This is a genomic window from Streptomyces sp. NBC_01431, from assembly GCF_036231355.1.
GTDB lineage: Bacteria > Actinomycetota > Actinomycetes > Streptomycetales > Streptomycetaceae > Streptomyces.
On sequence record NZ_CP109496.1, the window covers coordinates 177,265 to 193,760 of the forward strand.

At 67.3% G+C, this 16,496-nt stretch carries 10 protein-coding genes and 5 pseudogenes; 9 read left to right on the top strand and 6 right to left on the bottom strand.

Annotated elements, in window-relative coordinates; translation table 11 throughout:
* Positions 1-123: 123 nt before the first annotated feature.
* The 3 genes from OG522_RS00970 to OG522_RS00980 all read left to right on the top strand — a co-directional run bounded on the left by OG522_RS00970 (position 124) and on the right by OG522_RS00980 (position 3,785).
* Positions 124-255 carry a hypothetical protein gene (locus tag OG522_RS00970; protein ID WP_329460990.1) on the top strand — a complete coding sequence of 44 codons (132 nt, stop codon included), beginning with the start codon at positions 124-126 and terminating at the stop codon, positions 253-255.
* Between the two features lie 72 nt (positions 256-327).
* Positions 328-1,590 carry a tyrosine-type recombinase/integrase gene (locus OG522_RS00975; protein ID WP_329460991.1) on the top strand — a complete coding sequence of 421 codons (1,263 nt, stop codon included), beginning with the start codon at positions 328-330 and terminating at the stop codon, positions 1,588-1,590.
* A 1,256-nt stretch (positions 1,591-2,846) separates the two neighbouring features.
* Complete coding sequence (locus OG522_RS00980) at positions 2,847-3,785, top strand: tyrosine-type recombinase/integrase (RefSeq protein ID WP_329467435.1); 939 nt, start codon at positions 2,847-2,849, stop codon at positions 3,783-3,785.
* Here OG522_RS00980 and OG522_RS00985 read toward each other — a convergent pair.
* From OG522_RS00985 to OG522_RS01000, 4 genes and pseudogenes are all read right to left on the bottom strand, one after another.
* Positions 3,736-4,260: pseudogene (locus OG522_RS00985) on the bottom strand (transposase); the annotation flags it as partial. The gene OG522_RS00980 and the pseudogene OG522_RS00985 sit on opposite strands and share 50 nt — an antisense overlap.
* Before the next feature lie 792 nt (positions 4,261-5,052).
* The gene (locus tag OG522_RS00990) at positions 5,053-6,126 is read right to left on the bottom strand and encodes a DDE-type integrase/transposase/recombinase (RefSeq protein WP_329460992.1); all 1,074 of its coding nucleotides are present in this window, start codon (positions 6,124-6,126) and stop codon (positions 5,053-5,055) included.
* Between the two features lie 105 nt (positions 6,127-6,231).
* On the bottom strand, positions 6,232-6,816 hold the full coding sequence (locus tag OG522_RS00995) for a DUF6431 domain-containing protein (RefSeq protein ID WP_329460993.1): 585 nt from the start codon (positions 6,814-6,816) through the stop codon (positions 6,232-6,234).
* 161 nt (positions 6,817-6,977) lie between these two features.
* A complete protein-coding gene (locus OG522_RS01000) occupies positions 6,978-7,700 on the bottom strand; it encodes a hypothetical protein (RefSeq protein WP_329460994.1) in 723 nt (240 codons plus the stop codon).
* A 161-nt stretch (positions 7,701-7,861) separates the two neighbouring features.
* Here OG522_RS01000 and OG522_RS01005 point away from each other — a divergent pair, with 161 nt between their 5' ends.
* Positions 7,862-9,046: an IS701 family transposase gene (locus tag OG522_RS01005; protein WP_329460995.1), complete on the top strand. Its 1,185-nt coding sequence runs from the start codon at positions 7,862-7,864 to the stop codon at positions 9,044-9,046.
* Between the two features lie 329 nt (positions 9,047-9,375).
* Here OG522_RS01005 and OG522_RS01010 read toward each other — a convergent pair whose 3' ends face one another.
* Positions 9,376-10,746: a hypothetical protein gene (locus OG522_RS01010; RefSeq protein WP_329460996.1), complete on the bottom strand. Its 1,371-nt coding sequence runs from the start codon at positions 10,744-10,746 to the stop codon at positions 9,376-9,378.
* Positions 10,747-11,079: 333 nt separating this feature from the next.
* On the opposite strand from OG522_RS01010, the gene OG522_RS01015 reads away from it, so the two are divergent.
* Both OG522_RS01015 and OG522_RS01020 read left to right on the top strand, forming a co-directional pair.
* Positions 11,080-12,450: a hypothetical protein gene (locus tag OG522_RS01015; RefSeq protein ID WP_329460997.1), complete on the top strand. Its 1,371-nt coding sequence runs from the start codon at positions 11,080-11,082 to the stop codon at positions 12,448-12,450.
* Positions 12,451-12,971: 521 nt separating this feature from the next.
* Positions 12,972-13,478 (top strand): annotated as a pseudogene (locus OG522_RS01020) (DUF998 domain-containing protein); the annotation flags it as partial.
* A gap of 53 nt (positions 13,479-13,531) precedes the next feature.
* On the opposite strand, the pseudogene OG522_RS41135 reads toward OG522_RS01020, so the two are convergent.
* Positions 13,532-13,878: pseudogene (locus OG522_RS41135) on the bottom strand (transposase family protein); the annotation flags it as partial.
* A 96-nt stretch (positions 13,879-13,974) separates the two neighbouring features.
* Here OG522_RS41135 and OG522_RS01025 point away from each other — a divergent pair.
* From OG522_RS01025 to OG522_RS01035, 3 genes and pseudogenes are all read left to right on the top strand, one after another.
* Positions 13,975-14,729, top strand: a pseudogene (locus OG522_RS01025) (transposase family protein).
* A 101-nt stretch (positions 14,730-14,830) separates the two neighbouring features.
* Complete coding sequence (locus tag OG522_RS01030) at positions 14,831-15,739, top strand: phytoene/squalene synthase family protein (protein ID WP_329460999.1); 909 nt, start codon at positions 14,831-14,833, stop codon at positions 15,737-15,739.
* Positions 15,740-16,231: 492 nt separating this feature from the next.
* Positions 16,232-16,480, top strand: a pseudogene (locus OG522_RS01035) (FAD-binding domain-containing protein); the annotation flags it as partial.
* Positions 16,481-16,496: the final 16 nt, after the last annotated feature.

Consider the following 16,496-nt stretch of genomic DNA (forward strand, 5'->3'; position numbering starts at 1 on the left):
CCGCGAATCGTTCATCAGGGACGAGTAGTTGATGCCCTTCGCGGTGTTCGCGGTGTGGGCCTCGTCGAGGATCTTGAGGTAGTCGATCCCGGTCGACGTCTCCGGGCTCGCCTTGGGGTGGGCATGACGGCCGACGTGGTGCGGGACCGCCTTGCCCAGGGCCTGCCCGAGGACCTCACCTCGATGTCGGTCAGGTCGAACGGGTCGAAGACCAGCTCGATCCTCATCCCGGCCAGCGACGGGTCGACCTCGTAGGAGTTCCCTGTTGACTGAACTACCGGGCGTATCTTCGCACTTCAGGGCTGCTGTGCTCTATGGTCCTCAGCCATGTCTGGATCAGTTGAATCAGGGCATGACCTTGCCCGGCTCGTTGTCGCACGAATAGGTCGTCTGGAGGAGACCAACGACCCGTTCGCTCCGTATCGGCTCGTCGACCCGAACCGCCGCGCCGTCGCCGCGGTCGCCGAGTACCTGAAGGACCTCCAAGCGGCCGGGCGGAGCATGTCGACGCAGCGCTCGTATGGCATGGACCTCCTGCGGTGGTTCCGCTTCCTGTGGGCGGTCGATGTCCCGTGGGAGCAGGCGACGCGGGTGGAGGCTCGGGACTTCTGCCGCTGGGTGCAGATCGGCGGCAAACCGTCGACAAGGCACTGGCGCCGCGAGACAGACAGTCCTTCACCTGCACCGACCGTGCTGTCACCGGCCAGGCCGAACCCGGTCACGGGCAAGTCGTCACCCGGGCCGAAGTACGCATCGACAACGGCAGCGCACGGCGAGAGCGTGCTGCGCGGCTTCTACGAATTCCACCTGGATGCTGGATCCGGCCCGATCATCAACCCCTTCCCGCTGGCCCGCGACCGACGTGCAGGGAGGGCCGGCGCCCACCGCAATCCGATGCAGACCCAACGACATGAGCGAGTTGGCCGGTATCGGCCCAGGCTCCCCGTCCGGCCGCCTCGCTGCATCCCGGATGAAAAGTTCAACGAACTGTTCGCCAGGCTCGTATCGCATCGCGGATCCCTCGTGTCGTTCTTCGTGTCGACCGGCGCGCGGGCCTCAGAGCTGCTGGGTGTGCGCTGCGGAGATCTCGATATCGGCTCCCAGCTGATCACGGTGATCCGCAAGGGCACCAGGGCACTGCAGCAGCTGCCGGCCTCGCCGGATGCGTTCGTGTGGCTGCGGCTGTATCAGGCCGACCTCCATGGACAGGTCCCGACCGGCCGCGACGATCCGCTGTGGTGGACTCGGCGCCAGCCGTTTCGCGCGCTGACGTACCAGGCCGCTCGGGCGATGTTCACCCGCGTCAACGAGGTGTTGGGGGCGAACTGGTCGCTTCATGACCTCCGCCATACGGCGGCGTATCAGATGGCTCGCGACCCGGAGATGCCGCTCACCGACGTGCAGTGGGTCTTGGGACACGCCCAGTTGACCATGACTCAGATATATACCTCCGCCCCTGTCGAGGAGACGATCGCGAGCGTGATGGCCCACTATGCCCGACGGGCCGCAGGGCCGTCGGGACCCGTCACCCACGCTCCGGAATACCGGTCGGAGTCCCTCAACACTCTGTTTCCGGGCGCTTCGTCGTGACCGGGGCGTCCGTGTCCGCTGGGGCCGCAACCGTCGTCGAAGGCGACGGAGGAGGGCGCCGCTCCGAGCGGCGTGACCTGTTCGTGCTGCGCAAGCAGTTCCCTCCGCGGAAGAGCCAAGCCCGGTGGGAGGCGACCGCAGCCTCACGAGGCCGCGTGCTGGCCCGGGTGCTCGCAGCACCGTTCGCGGCCGACAGCCCCAGCTACCAGGCCGAGGTACGGCGAGGCACATGCAGCGTGCTGGACTGGCTGGCCACTCTGCCGGGGAAGTCCTGGCAGCAACGATGGAACGCCTCCGGCGCCGAGGGGAGCACCGACTGGCGGGTGCTCGCCGCGGCACCAGCCGCGCAGGGCCGCACCGACACGGCTCGCCGCAGCCTTCAGCACCGCTGCTCCAAGGGCCTGGGGGTCCTGATCTGCGCCGATGTCATACGCCCCAGTCTTGGCTGGCTGCTGTCCACGCCATCGCCGAAGAACCTGGCCGCCGGGATGGCCCGCACCCGCGACCCGGAGGGGTTCGCCGCGCTCACCGCTACCTGCCACAAGCTGGCGGTGGGCGAGGCCGCCCGGCAGGTCGCGCTCGCCCGGGTCGCCATGATCATGGCGGCGAAGGGCGGCAGCGCACGCGACATCACCGTCGGGGACTGCCTGGAGATGGTGCAGCTCTCAGCCGAGGTCGCCCGCGCGAACGGACGCGACCGCGGATACCGCAGCTCGTTCTTCTACCAACTGGTGCGATCCCTCGGTCACTTCCCGGACAACGCGCCGGTCACCACGCGAGCCTTCCACGTCTTCGGGCAGATGAGCATCGAGGAGATGGTCGACCGCTACGGCATCGAGTGCGGCCCGATCCGGGACCTGCTTGTCGACTACCTGCGGGAGCTCCAGGTCAGCTCGGACTACAACACGGTGCTGCGACTGTCCTACGTGCTGGGCAAGCTGTTCTGGCGCGACCTGGAACTGCACCACCCGGACATCGACTCGTTGCGCCTGCCCACCGACGTGGCCGCTGCATGGAAGCAGCGCATATCGGTGAAGACGACCCGGACAGTCGAGGACGACGGAGTTGTCAAGCGTGACGCCCCGCGATTGTCCGCGATCCAGGACATGGGCACTGTCCGCGCGTTCTACCTGGACATAGCCCAGTGGGCTGCCGATGACCCCTCCCGCTGGGGACCGTGGGTCGCGGTCTGCCCCATCCGGGACGGCGAGCTGACCAGCGCCTGCAGCAAGACCGCCGCTGCCCGCAAATCGCGGATGGACCAGCGCACCCGCGAACGTCTCCCCGTCCTGCCCACCCTGATCGCCGCAGCCGAGAAGCGGCGTCACCTCGCCGCCCAACTGCTGGCCGCGGCAGTGGCCAGCGAACCCGGACAAGAGTTCACCGCCGCGGGTGAAGTTCTGCGTCGGCCAGGGCGTCTGACAGAATCCGGCAGCCACCTGTGGGTCGAGGACCCCACTGCGGGCCGGCGCCGCGACGCGAAGGCCGAAGAGCGACGGGCCTTCTGGGCATGGGCTGCCGTTGAGGTCCTTCGGCTGACCGGGATCCGCGTCGAGGAACTGACTGAACTTTCCCATCACAGTCTGATCCAGTACCGGCTTCCCTCCACCCGTGAGCTCGTCCCGCTGCTGCAGATCGCCCCCAGCAAGACCGATGCCGAGCGCCTCCTGGTCATCTCCCCGGAGCTGGCCGACGTCCTGGCCGCGATCATCACCAGAGTCCGTACATCCGACGGCGCCATCCCCCTGGTGACGGCCTACGACTACAACGAGAAGGTCTGGAACCCTCCCATGCCACTGCTGTTCCAGTGGCACTGGCGACTGGAAGACCGGCCGATCAACCCCACCGTCATCCGCAGCCTCCTCAACAACACCCTGGCTGACACCCGACTGACCGACGCCAGCGGGTCCCCGCTGCGGTTCACCCCCCACGACTTCCGCCGCCTGTTCATCACCGACGCGATCATGCACGGGATGCCGCCGCACATCGCGCAGCTCGTCGCCGGCCACCGCGATGTCAACACCACCATGGGCTACAAGGCCGTCTACCCAGAAGAAGTCATCAACGGCCACCGAGCCTTCATCGCCCGCCGCCGAAGCCAGCGTCCCGGCGAGGAATACCGTCTGCCCACTGAGGAGGAATGGGAAGAGGCCGGTTCTGCCATTCGTGCATGCCATCGAGCACCTTGTCGGTGATCGTGGAGATCGTGGTCTTGGAGACCTCGGCACCGTAGACCTCGGCGAGATGGGCGGATATCTCGCCGTGGGTGAGCCCTCGGGCGGACAGTGAGAGCACCATCTCGTCGACGCCGGTCAGCCGGCGCTGCCGCTTCTTCACGATCTGCGGCTCGAAGGTGCCCTCCCGGTCCCTCGGCACGTCGATGGCGACCGGTCCGACCTCGGTGAGGACGGTCTTGGACCGGATGCCGTTGCGGGTGTTGCCACTGGTGGTCTTCTCGTGCTTCTCGTGACCGAGGTGGTCGGTGATCTCGCCTTCGAGGGCCGACTTGAGGATCTTCTTCGTCAGCTGCTGCAGCAGCCCGCCCTGGCCGGTCAGCTTGATCCCGTCGGCCTTCGCCCGGTCCACCAGCTGACTGATCAACTGGTCATCCAGAGCATCCGGTGCCCCGGCAGGCTGCACTTCCTCGACGGCCTCAGCCGAGACGATCACGTCTGTCATCAGGTGTTACTTCCTGTTCGAAGATCCACCGTTGACGGTACAGACCCTCGAACATCGCTTGGGGTAGTGAGACTGTCGGCCAGCAATTTGGCGTGGGGAGGATGAGCTGGTCGGCCTGGTGAACGAGGACGTGACGTTGACAGGGGTCGTGGCACTGAACAGGATCAGATGACGACATGTCAGGGCCGGTCCGGGAGCGTTCCAAGGGAGGCAGCATGGAAAAGTGGACCTGGGTTCAGGTTCCGGGCCCGTGGGAGGCCAGGGAGCGGGGGCCAAGGGAGTACTCGCAAGTTTTCGCTAACGGCTTCTCCCGTGCCGAGAACTTCAAAACGTTCGACACCGCCAGCCAGGCGAGCGCCGATCTGCGCACCTTTCTGCTAGGCGAGGGCGACGGCCAGTTGCCAAGCTTTGCGACTTGCGCGGCGCTCTTGACCACCGATGTCACGGGCGGTGAGTTCATGCTGTGGGGCATGGAGCCACCCCGGGCATGGCTGGTATTCCGAGTGCCTGACGGTGCACACCCAGCCGTGGTCGGGGCCGCTATGCACAAAGGATGGAAGGCGCAAGCTCATGACGCATTCATGAAGTCGTCATTCGTCTACCGAAGGGGAGAGCTCCAGGGCTATCGCCCTGGTGTTTGGGCTCCCGGCAGGCGTCGTGCTTAGGCCCTGACCGAACTCGACAGCGTCAACACGGCCCTGGTCGCACAGGCCGTCACCTGCGCGGCCGGGCATTGGCACTGAACCATGGGACAAACACCGCGAATCTCGCCAGATCGGCAGTTCAGAGAATGCCGTGCAGACTGACCGTCGAGGTCTTCGTCACGGTGCGGAACTCCGACCACAAGAACGCCTCCCGCAGATCCGCCGTGGACGGCAGCGGCAGCGGCTTGGGAATCGAAGAAAGCCAGCGTTCGATCGGCGGCTGCCCGGTCTCCGAGTGCACCGCGCGGTGATAAACCGTCTCCACCCAGGCGATGAAAAGCCTGTTCAGCTCGGTGAGATGCTCGATCTGACCGACACGTTCCTCGTCCAGTTCGACGAGGAACTGGTCACGGACGGTGCGGAAGAACCGTTCGATTTTGCCGCGGCCCTGCGGCCGTTCCGGGCGGGAGTGGGTCAGCCGGATCGCCAATGAAGCGCAGGCCCGCAACAGCCACGTGTCCACGAACGCGGACCCGTTGTCGACATAGATCGACTCCGGGACCCCGCGGGCCGACAACGCCGGCCGCAGGGCGGCGGCGAGGCGGACGGTGTCCTCGGCGAACCCGAACCGGTGCCCCACGATCGCCCGGGAATGGTCGTCGATGAAGGCGAACAAGTACGTCTTGCGGCCGCCGATCTTCGGCCCGTGCAGGGCATCCCCGGTCCACAACTCGTTGCCGCGGGTTGCCTCGAACCGGCCGAACACGCTCGTCTCGCCGCCGGTGCCGGTCAGTCCGGCGTTGACGAAGTGCCGCTGCAGCGTGCGCTCGGTCGGCGACCAGCCCTGCGTGGTCCGCAGGATCCGCTGGATCTGCGCGGCCGTCCGGCCAGGGTTCTCCCGCTTCAGCGCGGCCGCCAGCTCCAGCACCTCCGGCGGCGTCCGGGGAACCATCTTGCGCGGCTCGGGAACCAGCGCGGCGAACCCGCCGCCGCGGTAGTCCCGCGTCCACCGGTCGATCGTTCCCCTCGACACCTTCACCTGCCGGCCGAACGGATCGGTGTGTTCTTTCTCCGCCAACTCCCGTGCCAGACGGCCGCGTTCACGGGTCGTCAGGCTCGCGTCCAGCAGGTCCTGGATCAGGGAATAGCGGAACAGACCGACCTGCCGGGCCTTCTCGGCCCGGCGGCGGTCCTCGTCCTCGCTCGATGCCATGCGCGGACTCTCCTCGCATCTCGATCACAGTCCGCCCCGGTCGGGGACGGACACGATCAAGACTTCCGGCGCCTCCGATCACCGCCCAGGGGCGGTCCGTGTTGATCAATTAACTGAAGGAGTGCAGGTCAGCACCCGGCCGTCTATCGCCCGGCCGGCGAACGCCCACCGCGACACCGTGTTCATCTCCGGCCACATCACGGCCGCTGTCCGATGAGCCGCGACAACGACCGAGACGGCGTCCCCCAGGGGCGTCCCGGCGGGCTCGGGCATCACGGGATCGTCCGCGAGCGCGACGAGCGTCACCGTGAAGTATCGGCGAACGGCCTCCGACCTGCGGCGGAAGCGGCGGATCCAGCCGCGGACGGTGTCCTCCGCCAGCCCCAAGCGGGCGGCGACCTGGCGATGCCCCATGCCCAGGGCCGCTATCTCCAGCCCAGCCCCGATCACCTCGGCCGCATCCGTCCGCCGCGGCCACACCATCTCCGGCAGCAGCACGTGCGTGACCTCGCAGCCGGTACAACGCGAACGACGAGGACGTACGAACAACCGTGCCCCGAGATCACCACGGACTTCCCGCGGCCGGCCGTGCCCCCACGGCGCGAGAGACGCCCCGCACGACGGGCACGCCAACTCACCAGCCCGCAGCCGGCGTTCCACCAGGACGACGTCGGCGTCGACGATGAGCACTCGCTACCTCCATCGTGCACACCGCGTCGTCGTGCACGAAGCAAGATCAGACTGCCCACCAAGATCAGCACTCATGTCCACCGCGACTGTCGCGAACCCCCACCCACGTGCTCATGCAGAGAGTCGTCCACCAATTACCGGCCGGCTTGCTCGCGGGCGACTCAGTACTGCTCGGCCACTTGCTCGGCGATCGAGAACTCGGCGCCGCACTCGCCGCACCTTCCCCTGCCGAACAGATAGGTGAGGGCGAGCGCGATGGTGTCGACCCCGGCCTCGCTGGCCGCGTCATAGAGCATGCGGACAGGCCCCGACAAGTCGTTCGGCTCGGCGGCGCGAAGCGGCGGGCCCTCCGGATCGCCAGGCTCCCAATCTCCGACGGCGGAGAAGTAGCCGGCCTCACCGATGGAGACGAACACCCCCATCTCGCATTCGGGGCAGAACACATCGATGGTCCCGTCGGCCAAGCCCTCTAGGGCCGAGGACCAGACGGGGACACCGCCAAGTGCCATCACGGTCTGCAGTAGATAGATGTAGAAGGCGGGCTCCGCGGGGCGGCGGATCCGAGCCTGGGCCAGAGTCCGTAGTCGCTCGATTGAGGCGCCGTGCCGGTCGCGGGTCTCGTCATCGGCAGCAGCGACGATCGCTCCGGCCAGGAGCAGGGCGTTGTCGCCGCCCTTACCTGCCTCGCTTCCCAAACCGGCAAGCAGCGCGAGGGCAGCGAAGCTCGCTGTGTAGACACTGCCTTGATGGCACAGCCGTGACCCCAGGTCACTCCAGGCCTCGTCGTTCGGCTCGGTGCCAAGCCGTTCGAACAAGGCCGGGATGTCCTCGGCGGTGCCGTACGCGTGCTGCAACTGCGACCAATCCGTCATGCGGGCATCCAACCAAGCCCTCCCTCGTCGGCTCGCAGCAGGGCGGACCTACCGATGCCATCGCCGCGGTGGGGAATGGAGGTGAGTGTGTCTGGCCTGCACCAGAGCAGCCACCGACCTAGTACTGCAACGGTGTTTTGTGTGACGGGTGGGCAGGTCGGTCGTTGGTGGTTATGGGTGGGGATCTTGCTGATGTCGGGTTGTGGGCTGGGGAACTGGGTGCGGTGCACGGGCGGTTCGTGCACCGGTTCAGCCGGGAGGAGCCGCGTCAGTCGGCGCTCGCCTATATGCGGGGGCTGATTGCTCCGCTGGAGCGGAAGAACGGCTGGACGCTCGCGGAGGAAGCCGGCCATGCGGGTCCTGACCGGATCCACCGGCTGCTGAACCGGATCGAGTGGGACGCCGACGAGGTCCTGGACGACGTGCGCGAATACGTGGTTGAACACCTCGGGGACCGGGATGCCGTTCTGATCACCGATGACACCGGGTTCCTGAAGAAGGGCATCCGCTCGGCCGGAGTGCAACGGCAGTACTCGGGCACCGCCGGACGCACGGAGAACAGCCAGATCGGTGTGTTCCTCGCCTACGCCACCGCCCGCGGACGCACACTGATCGACCGCCGTTTGTACCTGCCCACGTCGTGGACCGACGACCGGGAAAGGGGCCGGCAGGCCGGCATCGACGACAGCGTCGCCTTCGCCACGAAGGTGGAGATGGCCAAGGCGATGGTCCGCCGGGCGATTGCGGACAAGGTCCCGTTCGGGTGGGTGACGGCGGATGCCGCCTACGGCTACAGCAAGGGGTGGCGCTTCGAGCTGGAACAGGCCGATGTCTTCCACGTCATGGCCACCACCCGGCACGACACCGTCGTCACCCGCTGGTCCATCGACCACCCCGTCCACGACCTGTTCCCGAACCTGCCCCGGCAGAAGTGGAAACGACGCTCATGCGGCCAGGGGGTACACGGCCCGCGGATCTACGACTGGGCCCGCGTCGAGGTCCGGCCCTGGCACCGTGAGGACCGCCGGCACTGGGTGATCGCCCGCCGCAGCATCCGCCGGCCCGAGGAGATCTCGTACTACATCGCCTACTGCCCCGCCGACACCACGCTGGACGAACTGATCCATGTCGCGGGCAGCCGGTGGGCGGTGGAGGAGTGCTTCCAGAGCGCGAAGCAGGAGTGCGGCCTGGACGACTACCAGGTCCGCCGCTATCCCGGCTGGCACCGCCACATGACCCTGGCCATGGCCGCCCACGCCGCCCTGACCGCCCTGCGGGCCCGCGCACTCGACACGGAGAAAGCAGAAACGGATCCTCCCCACTCATCCACCTCAGCCTCGCCGAGATCCGACGCCTGACCAACCGCCTCGCCCACCGCCGGCCCGCCTCCGTCGAGCACGTCCTGCACTGGTCCCACTGGCGCCGGAAAAGGCAGTACCAGGCCCGCCTCAGCCACCACAAACGACGCGGCCACACACCACCAGAAACTATCCACCCGTCACCACAAGCACCGTTGCAGTACTAGTACGTCCGGCGACGCCACCCGGAGCCGCACACTGCGCCTGAGGGGCCGGGCCCCGGGCCGGGGAGGCTGTGTCCGAGCGCGCCCAGTCCACGGACCAGCATCACCCCGCCCCGCACCGCTGAAAGAAGCTGACGCACCGAGCTGAAAGCCGTATGCCTGGCATCACAGAGGCGGTGCGGAGGGCACGAAGGCGGCAACTGCGGCCATCCACTGATGATCGCAACTGCCGGCGGCCGCGTAGGTGCCGGTAGCGGTGACCATCTTGTACCCGGTGGCCAGCTGGTCGTGGGAGACGAACAGCGTTGGCAGGGCGGTGAATCCGCTCGACCAGGTCGCCGCAGTGCCGCCCTGAACGCCGGCGACACCGAATACCAGCTCGAAGTTGGCGGTGGTGGCCGGCGTTGATCCGGAGTTGAAACTGGTACCGGCGGCGCCGGTCGCGGCGGCGTGCTGGTCGACCGCCTTGACGTTCGTCAACTCCTCCACGGTCAGGTGCTGCTCGCCCGTGGAGGGATAGCCGACGGTGATCGAGTCCGAGGTCGACAGTGCCTTGACCGCGGTCGCGGTGAGAATCAGGATGCGGTCGCCGGCGCCCCCGTCGGTCTGCTCCGCTGCCGTGGTGTAGGTGTTGCCCCGGCTGTCGGTCGCACTGACCGTCCCGGTGTGGGTGTTGGTGAGCATCATCGGCACCACGAGGGTGTCGCCCGCGGCGACCGCGTGCCCGACCGCCAGTTTCGTCGACGTCGCGGACGCGGTCCCGGTCGCCGAGGCGATGCGGGCGACATAGCCGGGCGCGCCCGGTGCCGGGTCCGTCGCCGTGACTGTCGCCTCATAGGTGGCGAGCACCGTTCCGGCTCCGATCGCGGCGCCGAGTATCAGCGCGACCAGATGGGTGAGGACACGGTAGCGCCGCGGCGAGTGGCTCGGACATCGCTGCGCGGCCGTAGCAGCAGGCACTGAGGACTTTGGGGGGCTGGAGTGGCCCGGCTCCGCTCCGACGCCGATGAGTGCGCCCACCGCACGCGTCAGCGCGTGCGTTCGGGAGTGGCGCTGGCGCGCCGGGTGTTCGGGCGTGGCCGGCTGATCGTGTCTCGGCTCGGGTGGGGTGCTGCCGGGGGTCCGAGCGGTGGTGTCCGAAGGACCGCCAGTGGCGGACGTGATCCCGCCCTCGGACTCTTGCGAGTCAGGGGGCACGTTCGGGAGCCGTGTGGGGCGCTGGCCGGCATCTGCTCCCAGGTCGGCCGTCTCCGAAACGGACACGGCGTTCGCGGCAGCCATCCAACGTTGGTGCCACTCGGCTTCGCGGCCGCCGCAGGCCTGGACATAGACCCTGGTGGTGGGCCAGGACGGCAGCCGGGAACCCGATGTCGCCTCGTGCAAGGTGGTGTGGGATATCGCCCCCGTGGCCCCGGCCATCGCCCGGAACGAGGGCTTGCCCGCTTCCAGGCGCAGTTGGCGAAGAGCGGCGGCGAAGTCCGCCACCGCTGCCCGGCGTGCCGCTACGACTGCTGCGCCCGGCTCGGTCTCACTCACTGGTGTCCCCCTCGGTGTTCGATGTTGTCAGATCCCTGTCAGGGGCTACCGAACACGTGACGCATCCCCACTATTGGGACCAGGCATCCCCGAAGGCGGCCCCGGATTAGTCCAAGGCCGCCCTTCAGCGGAGCGAACCGCGACTTGGCGGCCGGGATCGGCCAGCACGACGCCGACCGGCAACACTCACGCCTCAAACGGCTGCGAACAGCAGCGACGACGCTCTACTCGCCTGGCCACACCGGGCCCCGCTACCAGCGGTGCCATCCAGGCGATCGACATCAGATCATCAAAGGCTGATATAGGGGGACAAGGTTGAAAAGGATGACTTTCGTGGCGGTGACCGCCGCATCGGTTCTCGCGGTGACGGCGGCGATCGGGGGGCCCGCGTGGTCTTTCGCATCCGCGCCAACTTCGGGCTCGAGCCACCCGGGCATCGGGGCGACACTGCCCGGTGGCACTCAGGCGATATACAAGGCGCAGCAGCCGTTGCTCAAGCTGGCAGACACGCTGCGCGCCATACCCGACACCGCGATATCCGGCTTCGGAAGCGCGACCATCGATCCCGCGCAGCACTCCCTGCATCTGTACTGGAACGGCGTGGTGCCGGCGCAAGTGGCAGGCCTGGTGCGCAGCGCCTCGGCTCAAGGGCTCTCGGTGAAGGTGGATAGAGCCGCCTACACCATGACCCAGCTACGGCACGAGACCAAGCGACTCGAAGCGCTCAAATACAAAACGGCCCGGTCAGGTAGCGCTCACGTGGTTGATGCGGTCATGAAGAACGACGCCAGTGGCATGGATGTCGATGTAGCCGGCAGTGGGCTGGCACCGGCCGCGGTCGCTGACCCCGCGGTGGTGGCTTCCGTGCCGAGCCTTCGGGGATCGGTCCACCTGGTCGTCCACAGCGTCAACGACATGGCTTCGCAGGACTTCGATTCGCGGGGCGCCCCGACCCCGCACTACAACGGCGGCCAGCTGCTCGTGATGGGTGATGCAAACGCAAAGAACGGAATGTGCACCAGCGGGTTCGGCATCCGTGACTCCTCGTCGGTCAACGGAGGAGCAGGGCGCCGGTTCCTGCTGACGGCGGCGCACTGCGGCTGGGACGATTTCTACACTGGCGACAACATGGTGCACGGCACCGCCAGCGCGTACATCGGCCGCACAGTTGCGCTGAGCACGACCGACGATGTGCAGCTGATCAGCACGGGCTCCGACCAGTATGTGTGGTACGGCCCCGGCATCGACCAGGACAGCCAGCCGCCGCAACAGTCGTACACGCCCGTGTCCGGTACGGGCTCTCCGTACCCGGGTGAGTGGCTGTGCGCATCCGGCGCCTTCACCGGCAATGGCATCTGTGACGTGGTCGTCGACAGCTACGCCGGGACCGGAGCGTTGCTCGCGACGCACTCATACTACGGCGGAGTTGCCGCCGGCCACGGTGATAGCGGTGGTCCCGCATATACGTCCACCGACGGCTGGAGCACCCTCACCGCGGTAGGCATGATCAAAGGCTGTGGCCATGTGTCCGGCTACCCGTGCAAGAACATGTCCTGCCCGGCCGGGTACTGGAACAACTGGGGGCAGCGCGCCGGCACGGACGGATGCCTCTCAGAGCTGGACCTCGTCGACCTCAACAGGGCGTTGAGCGACCTTGCCGGTTCCAGCTCCACGAACTACTCCGTGGCCACGACGGACTATTGATCGGCAGCATGCCCGCCGCCGGGGTGTCAGCAGACCGCATGGTCTGCTGACACCCCCAATCGTCCAGGACTTCGTGCCGCCGCCAGGCGTCCACCGAAGGAGCCGGGCGCTCCGGAATGCGGTACGCACGCCGAATCGGAGTCGCCGCCAAGCTCCGACGAGACCAGATGATCGAATTCTGCGTCGTGCAACGGCCCGGTGTAGGGCCATACGCCTTGGCGTTCGCTGCTCGGGCGACCCCATGACTCGATCTTGCCGTCACCTTCACGATCCGAGCCGGAAAGCCGCGCCGTGCGCGGGAGAACGTACCCGTTCACCGGGGTCCGGCCGCAGTGAAGCGCTCTAGCCTCGTTCCGCGAACTCCTATTCCCCGCCGCAGTAGGGCCTGCCCCACCCTGTTCCCGGGGGCTCCCCGGAGTGCCTGAGTCCGGCCCCACCTGATCGGCTGTACGCACGTGGTTCGCGTGACGGAAGGTGGACAAGTGAGAGTCCGGATCGGGTACTCGGCATGGATCGTGGGCATGGTGCAGTTCTTCGTCATCCACTGGATTGCCGAGTCGGCTTGGGCCAGACCGTATAGCTGGGCGGGGAACAACATCAGCGATTTGGGCAACGCTCACTGCGCTCTGCAGCCAGATCCTGAGCCGCGGTATATCTGTTCCCCCGAGCACGGCTTGATGAATGCTTCATTCGTCGTCCTGGGAGTGCTGCTTGTTGTTGGCGTCGCGCTGACCGGTGGTGTCCTGTGGCGCAGAGGACGGGCCGTTGCCATGGCCCGCCTGCTGCTCGCGTGTGCCGGCGTGGGATTCGTGCTGGCCGGATTGGCACCTGCGGACGTCAATGAGAACCAACATGTCCTGGGCGCCCTCCTCATCATGGCAGCAGGCAACATCGGTCTCGCCATGGCGGGGTTCGCCCTGGCAGAACCCGTACCGACCCCCCTGCGGTGGGGCACCAGCCTGCTGGGAGTCACAGCGATCACCGCCTTCGGACTGTTTCTCTCCCACAACTACCTCGGTCTCGGCATGGGCGGCATGGAACGGGTCGCTGCTTTTCCTCTCCTGTTCTGGGCACTGGCTGTCGGCGTTCGTGGCGTCATTCGTCGGGCAGGTCGTTGCGTCCACGATGAGCACGGTGCCCACCGGATGCCGGCGGCGGGCGGGGCGAGCGCGAGGTAGGGCGCGATGTGGTCGATGTCCCGGTCCGCGTCCGACTTCGAGACCCCGAACAACGGACCGATCTGTCGCATCGTCAATCCGCTCGCCCGTAGGCGGCCACCAATAGAATCCAGTCCCCAAGAGCGGCAGCGCCCACTCCCGCCGGTCGGCGCTCCGCCACCTCGACGCCGCACGATAACCAGCTTGCGGAACTACCGCTCACTCAGCCCCGAGAGCAGTCCGATCCAGCCCGCTCCGACGCCGTGATCAACCCACCCGCACCAAGATCATCCCATCCCTGGGCAGGGCTTACGGGACAACCTCCAAAGGGTGTTGCACAAGGCCGTGAACTCGGCATCTCCGGTGTATGGCTGAGGTGTTGGGTACTGAACGGGTGTGGGTGGCCACGGGGCTGCGGGTGGCGCAGTTCGCGCGACTGTTGAAGGTGGTGCGGGAGCGGGGCGGCGACGACACGATGCGGGGCCGACCGTGGCGTCTGCCGCTGGCGGAGCGGGTGCTGATCGTCGCGGCGTAGTACCGGACGAGCCTGACTACGCGGCAGCTGGGGCCGCTGTTCGGCGTCTCCTCCTCCACCGTCTGCCAGGTGATCCAAAGGCTCGGACCAATGCTCGCGCTGGAGCCCCTCTCCCCTCCGACCGATGCCGCTGACCGGTTGTGGATTGCGGACGGCACCCTCATCCCGGCCCCTGACCGGCAAGTCGGTGCGTCCAGCCGCAACTACCGGTTCTCCGCGAACCTCCAGGTCATCGTGGGTGCCGAGACACGTCTCGTGGTCGCGACCGCCCGTCCGGTGCCGGGCACCACCGCGGACGCCCACGCCTGGCGCGCCTCCGCTCTGGCCGAGCGCTGTCAGGACGTGACCATTCTCGGCGATGGTGCCTACGTCAACTGCGGGATGGTCGTGCCGCACCGAAAACGCCCCCGACGGCCGCTCCCGGGCGAGGAAGCAGACAATGCCGCGCACCGCAAGGTCCGAGCGCGGGTGGAGCATGTGATCGGCCGGATGAAGAATTACAAGATCCTCCGCGACTGCCGACAGCACGGCAACGGCCTCCACCACGGGCCGTCGCCCACCTGCATAACCTCGCCCACACATCATGACCAGAGGACCGTGCTCGCACACCCCGGCCTGCCCGAACACGGCCTTGTGCAAAGCCCTTTAGGCTCAGAATGCCACCACCACTCACCGGGAGCCCGTCCGTATGCAAACATGGAACAAAGCCCTTACAGCAGCAGGCGTCGACAGCCCCTCGCTACGCCAGGACTACACCCAGCAAGGTGCGCTCGTCTCGGGCTATCGACGGCACACTTACGTGGCAATACGGCTGCTGCTCCCGCCGGTTCTCGTTCCGCACGTTGTCGCTGCGGTTGCGTTCATGCACCACACCGACGCCCTCCTTGATGCCACCCCCGCGACAGGGCCGTCCAGTGACTCGTACGCCGCGTGGGAGGAGGAGGTCCGAAGGGGCCTGACGACGGGCGAGAGCACCGACCCGGTCCTCCGCCCCGTTCTGCACACCATCGCGGCGTACCCGCAACTGCGAAAGCCGGTTGAGCAGTTCCTCGCCGGAGCGCCGATGGACCGGAACTTTTCAGGCTTCGCAGCCGAGGCGGACTACCAGCGCTACGTCGACGGCTACTCACTGCCGGCGTTCATGCTCGTAGCCTGCCTGCTCCTGGCTCCGGACGCCGACGCGGGTGAGGTCCACCGTTCCTGCCGGTCCTACATCGACGGCAGCCAGCGTCTCGACTTCGTATGTGACCTCGCTGAGGACCTGAGCGAAGGCCGACTTGGGCTCCCTGAAGAGACCCTCAAGAAACACGGCGTCTCCCGCGAGGACCTTGAGCACGGACGGGACACGGCAGGAACCCGAGCGTTGCTCCAGGAAGTGTTGGAGCAGGCACGGCTGGATCTGAACAACAGCCGCAAGCTGGTGGCTTTCGTACCACCGGAACACCGAGCGTTCACCCGGGCCTTTGTCTCACTGGAGATTCTGACCGCTGATGCGGCGATTGCCAAGGGCACCCAGGTCCTGCGCAACTCCGCGCGGCCATCGGTGCCTGACGCACTGCGTGTGCTGGCCTTTGAGTACTCCAGGCGCGGCGTCTGAGCGCGCGAAGCCGAACGGACGGGCGCTGTCGGCTTACCTCGCAGACTGCGGGGAGGTCGATCTCCGGGCTGTTCACATCGATGGCTGCTTGCACGTCACTGTCCGGTGCGGGCCAGCCACTCCTGACGTGCGTAGCGACTTCCTGACCGGCGCAACCATGGGCAACCATGGGCAACCATGGGCAACCGGATGAAGCGGATGTGGAGAACGTGCGGCAGTGACGCTTTGCGGTGAGTACCGCGGGCTCGCCGAGGTGGGGTACCGCCGGGCGCCAGGCCGCTGTCACGGCAGCTCGGGCTTGCTCCGTGCAGACGTCCCACTCGCCGGCCAGAGTCAGCGGCGTGCGGATGTGCGCGTGGAGATGAGGTCGCCGCACAAGTGCCGTGGCGACGCCGGCGCACTGCTCGGTAGCGCTGCCGGAGATGGTTCGGCGTGCGCCAGCGTGGCCCACAGGGACGACTGGCGCGCCGGTTCGTTTCGACGAGTCGAGTGCTCAACTGGCAGTGCGTGGCCGGGACCGGCACCGAACCGGGTCCTCAACCGGTGGTCCAGGGCAAGCGCTTCGACCCGTACGGCACCTACGTGAGCCGCTGGGTGCCCGAACTCGCGGGCCCGGAGGGGAAGTTCAGCCACGAACCCTGGAGACTGAAGGCGACGGACCGGGCCGGGTTCGACTCCCCCGACCCGATCGTGGACCTCATGGAGGCGCGCGCCCGCTTCGAGCAGGCGCGCGGCATCTGAGGCCGGTCCGCCGACC

Excerpts from the sequence above, each read along its gene's own strand:
- OG522_RS00970 (WP_329460990.1), top strand. The coding sequence starts at position 124 with ATGACGGCCGACGTGGTGCGGGACCGCCTTGCCCAGGGCCTGCCCGAG.
- OG522_RS00975 (WP_329460991.1), top strand. The coding sequence starts at position 328 with ATGTCTGGATCAGTTGAATCAGGGCATGACCTTGCCCGGCTCGTTGTC.
- OG522_RS00980 (WP_329467435.1), top strand. The coding sequence starts at position 2,847 with ATGGACCAGCGCACCCGCGAACGTCTCCCCGTCCTGCCCACCCTGATC.
- OG522_RS00990 (WP_329460992.1), bottom strand. The coding sequence starts at position 6,126 with ATGGCATCGAGCGAGGACGAGGACCGCCGCCGGGCCGAGAAGGCCCGG.
- OG522_RS01005 (WP_329460995.1), top strand. The coding sequence starts at position 7,862 with ATGGGTGGGGATCTTGCTGATGTCGGGTTGTGGGCTGGGGAACTGGGT.
- OG522_RS01030 (WP_329460999.1), top strand. The coding sequence starts at position 14,831 with ATGCAAACATGGAACAAAGCCCTTACAGCAGCAGGCGTCGACAGCCCC.